At 63.8% G+C, this 5,798-nt stretch carries 4 protein-coding genes and 1 pseudogene; 3 read left to right on the plus strand and 2 right to left on the minus strand.

Going from position 1 to position 5,798, the window contains the following annotated elements; genetic code table 11:
- The 3 genes from ENZ75_RS18300 to ENZ75_RS18310 all read left to right on the plus strand — a co-directional run.
- A partial coding sequence (locus ENZ75_RS18300) for an SDR family oxidoreductase (RefSeq protein WP_128278226.1) occupies positions 1-242 on the plus strand: 242 nt, incomplete at its 5' end.
- Between the two features lie 177 nt (positions 243-419).
- Positions 420-2,744 carry an NADP-dependent malic enzyme gene (locus ENZ75_RS18305; protein WP_024503551.1) on the plus strand — a complete coding sequence of 775 codons (2,325 nt, stop codon included), beginning with the start codon at positions 420-422 and terminating at the stop codon, positions 2,742-2,744.
- Positions 2,745-2,832: 88 nt separating this feature from the next.
- Complete coding sequence (locus ENZ75_RS18310; RefSeq protein ID WP_063167909.1) at positions 2,833-4,047, plus strand: DUF2865 domain-containing protein; 1,215 nt, start codon at positions 2,833-2,835, stop codon at positions 4,045-4,047.
- Here ENZ75_RS18310 and gltX read toward each other — a convergent pair.
- Positions 3,965-5,338 carry a glutamate--tRNA ligase gene (gltX, locus tag ENZ75_RS18315; RefSeq protein ID WP_063167908.1) on the minus strand — a complete coding sequence of 458 codons (1,374 nt, stop codon included), beginning with the start codon at positions 5,336-5,338 and terminating at the stop codon, positions 3,965-3,967. The two genes, ENZ75_RS18310 and gltX, sit on opposite strands and share 83 nt — an antisense overlap.
- Positions 5,339-5,523: 185 nt before the next feature.
- Positions 5,524-5,798, minus strand: a pseudogene (locus ENZ75_RS18320) (hypothetical protein); the annotation flags it as partial.

Below are 5,798 nucleotides of genomic sequence, written 5' to 3' on the forward strand. Positions count from 1 at the left end.
GCCTTCTGCCGGGCAAGCTCGACACCGACCGGCTGCGCGGCCCGCATGAGGCCGGCACAGTCGAAAGCCCTCAGGCCGCAGCCGCGCGCAAGACCCGCATCAGCGCCGATGTTCCGGCCAAGCGGCTCGGCACGCCGGAGGAATTCGGCCAGATCTGCGCCTTCCTGTGCTCGGTCCACGCCGGCTATCTGACCGGGCAGAACATACCGGTCGATGGTGGTCTTTACGTCAGCGCCTTTTGATCAACTTATCCGTGAAACGGTCGGATCCGTCCGTCAGACAATCGTTATAAGTATTTGATTGTTCAATACTTTCTACGCGCCGCCGGGTATTGCCGCCGGCGCGTCAATTAGCGTCGCGAAAAACCACGGCTGCATGCTAAAAGGGAATCTCCAGGCAGATTTCGAGGGAGCGGCCGCATGGAAGGCGAGAGCAAAAAGACGGCACGTTCGGACCTCGACGAAGCCGCCCTCTACTTCCACAAGCACCCAAGGCCGGGAAAGCTCGAGATACAGGCGACCAAGCCGCTCGGCAATCAGCGCGACCTCGCGCTCGCCTATTCCCCCGGCGTCGCCGCCCCCTGCCTGGAAATCCGCGACGATCCGGCGACCGCCGCCGACTACACCGCACGCGCCAATCTGGTCGGTGTCGTCACAAACGGATCGGCCGTGCTCGGCCTCGGCAATATCGGCCCGCTGGCCTCCAAACCGGTCATGGAAGGCAAGGCCGTCCTGTTCAAGAAGTTCGCCGGCATCGATGTCTTCGACATAGAGATCGACGCGCCCGCTATCGAGCGCATGGTCGAGACGATCTCGGCCCTCGAGCCGACCTTCGGCGGCATCAATCTCGAGGACATCAAGGCGCCGGAATGCTTCGAGGTCGAGGAACAGCTGAAGGCCCGCATGGGCATACCGGTGTTCCACGACGACCAGCACGGCACCGCCATCATCGTCGCTGCCGCCGTGCTCAACGGGCTGGAGTTCGCCGGCAAGACCATATCGGACATCAAGATCGTCACCTCCGGCGCCGGGGCTGCCGCCCTTGCCTGCCTCAACCTGCTGGTCTCGCTCGGCGCCAAGGTCGAAAACATCTGGGTCACCGACCGTTTCGGCGTCGCCTACAAGGGCCGCACCGATGAGATGGATCGTTGGAAAGACCCCTATGTGAAGGACACCGAGGCGCGCACGCTGGCCGACGTCATTTCGGGCGCCGACGTCTTCCTCGGCCTGTCGGCGGCAGGCGTACTGAAGCCGGAACTGCTCCAGCACATGGCGCCGAAGCCGCTGATCCTGGCGCTGGCCAACCCCAATCCGGAGATCATGCCGGAAATAGCGCGTGCAGCGCGTCCGGATGCGATGATCTGCACCGGCCGGTCCGATTTTCCCAATCAGGTCAACAACGTACTGTGTTTTCCTTACATTTTTCGCGGTGCGCTCGACTGCGGCGCCAGCGCCATCAATGAGGAGATGAAGATGGCGGCGGTGCGGGCAATCGCAGCGCTCGCACGCGAGGAACCTTCGGACGTCGCGGCCCGCGCCTATTCCGGCGAGACGCCGATCTTCGGCCCTGAATTCCTGATCCCTTCGCCCTTCGATCCGCGGCTGATCCTGCGCATAGCGCCCGCGGTCGCCAAGGCAGCCTGCGACACCGGCGTCGCGACGCGGCCGATCACCGACTTTGCCGCCTATATCGACAAGCTGAACCGCTTCGTCTTCCGCTCCGGCCTGGTGATGAAGCCGGTGTTCTCGTCCGCCAAGGCATCGAGCGCCAAGCGCGTCATCTATGCCGACGGCGAGGATGAGCGCGTGCTGCGGGCTGCCCAGGTGGTGCTCGAGGAAGGCATCGCCGAGCCGATCCTGATCGGCCGCCCGCACGTCATCGAAGTGCGCCTGAAGCGCTACGGCCTGCGCATCAAGCCCGGGGTCGATTTCGGCCTCATCAACCCGGAAGACGATCCGCGCTACCGCCACTATGTCGACCTTTTGATCGAACTCGCCGGCCGGCGTGGCGTGACGACGGAAGCCGCGCGCACTATGGTGCGCACCGACAACACGGTGATCGCAGCACTTGCGCTGAAACGCGGCGATGCCGACGCCATGGTCTGCGGCCTCGAAGGTCGATTCGAGCGGCATCTGCGCAACGTCACCTTGATCATCGGCCCCCGCGCCGGCATCAAGGACCACGACCTGTCGACGCTTTCCATGCTGATCTCGCAGCGCGGCATCATCTTTCTGACCGACACCCACGTCTCCGTCGACCCGACGGCGGAAGAAATCGCCGAGATGACGGTGCTGGCGGCGGAAGAAATCCAGCGCTTCGGCATCGAGCCGAAGGCAGCACTCTTGTCGCATTCCGATTTCGGCTCGCGCGATTCGCCCAGCGCCCTGAAGATGCGGCAAGCAGCGGCGATCCTGGCGCGCATCGCGCCTGACCTTGAATGCGATGGCGAGATGCATGCGGACACTGCTCTGTCGGAGCACCTGCGCCAGCGCGTCTATCCCCATTCGAGACTGAAGGGCGAAGCCAATTTGCTGGTGTTCCCCAACCTCGATTCGGCAAACATCACGCTGACGGCGCTCAGAACCATGACGGATGCGCTACATGTCGGGCCGATCCTGCTCGGCACCGACATGCCGGCGCATATATTGACGCCGTCTGTCACCTCGCGCGGCGTCGTCAACATGACGGCGCTTGCCGTGGTCGAAGCCGCCCACAAGGCACAAGCGGTCGTCAATCTGGGCTGAACACGGATTTCGCGGTAAACTGCAGTTAACCGCGAACACGGTAGCCTTGCGGGGCTAACAGCCGATTTGGAAGGCGGAGTTTGGGCGGATGGCAAGCGGAGGGTGGAAGCAGGCGCATGCTGTCGTGCTGCTTGGCCTGCTGTTGTCCGCAACCTGGGGAGTAGCCGAGCCACAGGCTGCTTCGCGGGTCTGCCGCCAGTTGGAAGCCGATCTTGCCGCGTCCTCGCGCGGCGGCGGTGGCGGTCCGGCGCTAGTCCGGAAATACGATTCCGCGATTGCCAGGCAGCATGAGCAGATTTCGAAGGCTCGCAGCCAGGCGAGCCAGGCCGGGTGCGGTTTTTCGCTGTTTGGCCGCAACCTCAATCAATGCGCCGGGCTCAACGCCACCATCGACCGCATGAATGCCAATCTCGACGCCTTGCAAAACAAGCGCGAGCGGCTGGCTGGCGGTGGCTCTCGCCGCGATCGCGGACGCATCCTGGCGGCGCTCGACGCCAATGGCTGCCGCGACGACACCGTTGCGCCTCGGCGTGCGCCTTTGCAGGAAGCGAACCGCGACGGCGGCAGCGCAAACCTGTTCGATCAGCTCTTCGGCGGCAACAGCAAGCAGCTCGATATGCTTGATGAACCCAACCAGCCCGACGATCCCAGCGAGGAGCGCAATGTCCGCCGTGTGCTCAACCAGCCCGGCGTACCGGATTTTCCGAGCGTCGGTGGCGAATTCCACACGTCCTGTGTGCGCACCTGCGACGGCTACTTTTTCCCTATGTCGAACTCGGCCTCGGCAGGCGATTTCGAACGCGACCAGAAGAATTGCGAATCGAGCTGCCCCGGCACCGAGATGCAGGTTTTCTATTCGCGCGGCATGGACGACGATTCGGCGTCGATGACGTCATCTGTCACCGGCCGGCCTTACAGCGAATTGCCGACCGCCTATCTCTACAAGCGGCCCGGCGTGTCGCGGCCGCCGGCTTGCGGCTGCAACGCCGCTGCGCAGGGTTTCCAGATCATCGCCGGCAATCCGCCGAATCCGGTGCAATCGCAGCCAGAGACAGACGCGTCATCATTCATTCCAGTCCCGGTTGCAAAACCTGATCCGGGCGCCGATCCCGAAACGCTGGCCAATCTGGAAGGTGGGCTCGACCGCGAGGCGATCAAGCGGCTTTCCGCGAGGCCGGTGACGTCGCCCGTGTCCGCGCTGCCGCCGGAACAGCGCAAGGTCAGGGTCGTCGGGCCAACGTTCCTTCCCGACCCATCAGCGGCAATAGATCTGCAAGCTCCGGCCCCGAAGGCAGTCCGGTAAGGGCTGTCCTGAGTGGCATGAACAACGCCTTGCCCTTGCGGCCGGTCGCTTCCCTGATCTTGCCCGTCCAGTCCTTCCAGATCGTCGCGGTCCAGGGTTCCTCCGGCAGCAGGTCGAACGCCTGTCGGAGAAAGTCGCGGTCGTCATCGGAAAATTGCGGCTTCTCCTGCGGTCCTTCGCGCAGGATGCGCCACCAGTTGACCGCATCGGCCAGCCTGTCGAGATTGCCGCGCACCGCCAGCCAGAACGGTTCGGCCTGCTCGCCGGAGACGCCGAGCACGATGAGACGGTCTTGTGCCTCGGCGAACGGCATGTGGTGCAGCAGCGACCGGTTGAGCACGAACAGCTCGTCCGGATCGAACTTGGCCGCGGATTTCGATGTCGCCGCCGGATCGAAGCGTTCGGCGAGTTCGCCCATCGTCGGCATCGCCGCGACATTCTCCGAAGTGCCTACCAGGACCGCCAATGATGCGACGGCCATCGGCTCGATCCCGTCCTCGCGCAGGCTTTCGATGGAGAGCGCGCCGGTGCGCTTCGACAAGCCCTCGCCCGATGCGGTGGTCAGGAGATTGTGGTGGCCGAACACTGGCGGCGTGGCAGCCAGTGCCTGGAACAGGGCGATCTGCACGCCGGTGTTGGTGACATGGTCGTCGCCGCGGATGACATGGCTGACGCCCATCTCGATGTCGTCGACCACGGAAGGCAGCGTATAGAGATAGGTGCCGTCCTCGCGCACCAGGACCGGATCGGAAAGCGAGGCCAGATCGACGGTTTCCTCACCGCGCACCAAGTCGTTCCAGTGGATTTCAGTGCGTTCCGGCTGTTGTGGATCGCCTGAGAAATTGGGCAGGAGAAAACGCCAGTGCGGCCGGCGGCCATCGGTCTGGTATTCGGCGATCTGTTCGTGCGTCAGGGTCAACGCCTCGCGGCCATAGACCGGCGGCAGACCGCGCGTGCGGCGCACCTTGCGCCTGAGATCCAGCTCCTCCGGCGTTTCGTAGCAGGCATAGAGAACGCCTGCCGCCTTCAGCCTCTCGACCGCCGCGTCATAGACTTCGAAGCGCCGCGACTGGTACTCGGTGGCGTCGGGAAAAATGCCCAACCAATGCAGGTCGTAGAGGATGGCGTCGGAAAACTCCTGCTTCGAGCGCGCAATGTCGGTGTCGTCGAAGCGCTGGATGAAGCGACCCTTGTTGTTCACGGCGAACAGCCAGTTGAACAGAGCCGTGCGCGCATTGCCGATATGGATGCGGCCGGTCGGCGAAGGGGCGAAACGAACGGTAACTGTCATGAGCGGGGCGTACCGGATGCTTTTACGATTGACAAGACGCGCCCCCGCGCTGCCCGGCAGACATAGAACATGGCGGCTGGAATGAAAAGACCGGGCGTTGGACGCCTCAGGAGGCACCCAGTCCGCAGGCGGCCTTTGTAACCGAGCGCTGCCAGCCGCTGGGGCCGACCACCGGTTGAAGGCGATCAGCGGCCGAAATCATCGGAACTGAGGCGGGTCCAGCGGTCGCCCACCAATCCACCGATAAAGATGTCGCCGGAGCGGACCGCTTCCGTGACCTCGGCGATCCGCGAGCGGACCATCGTTCCCCCGGCATAGCGGAAGAAGACATTCTTGTAGCCAAAGAGTTGGGATATGAATCTGGTCTGCGTCTGCCCGGTGATGCCCACGCAGCCCATCTCCCATGCGGCGGCGACATGGCGAACCTGTTGCAAATCCAGGCATTCGGATCGCATTGGGG

The organism is Mesorhizobium sp. M7A.F.Ca.CA.002.04.1.1, assembly GCF_004022805.1.
In the GTDB taxonomy this organism is placed as follows: Bacteria; Pseudomonadota; Alphaproteobacteria; order Rhizobiales; family Rhizobiaceae; genus Mesorhizobium; species Mesorhizobium ciceri.

Bases quoted from the DNA above. Each gene is read 5' to 3' on its own strand.
- ENZ75_RS18305 (WP_024503551.1), top strand. From the start codon at position 420: ATGGAAGGCGAGAGCAAAAAGACGGCACGTTCGGACCTCGACGAAGCC.
- ENZ75_RS18310 (WP_063167909.1), top strand. From the start codon at position 2,833: ATGGCAAGCGGAGGGTGGAAGCAGGCGCATGCTGTCGTGCTGCTTGGC.
- gltX (WP_063167908.1), bottom strand. From the start codon at position 5,338: ATGACAGTTACCGTTCGTTTCGCCCCTTCGCCGACCGGCCGCATCCAT.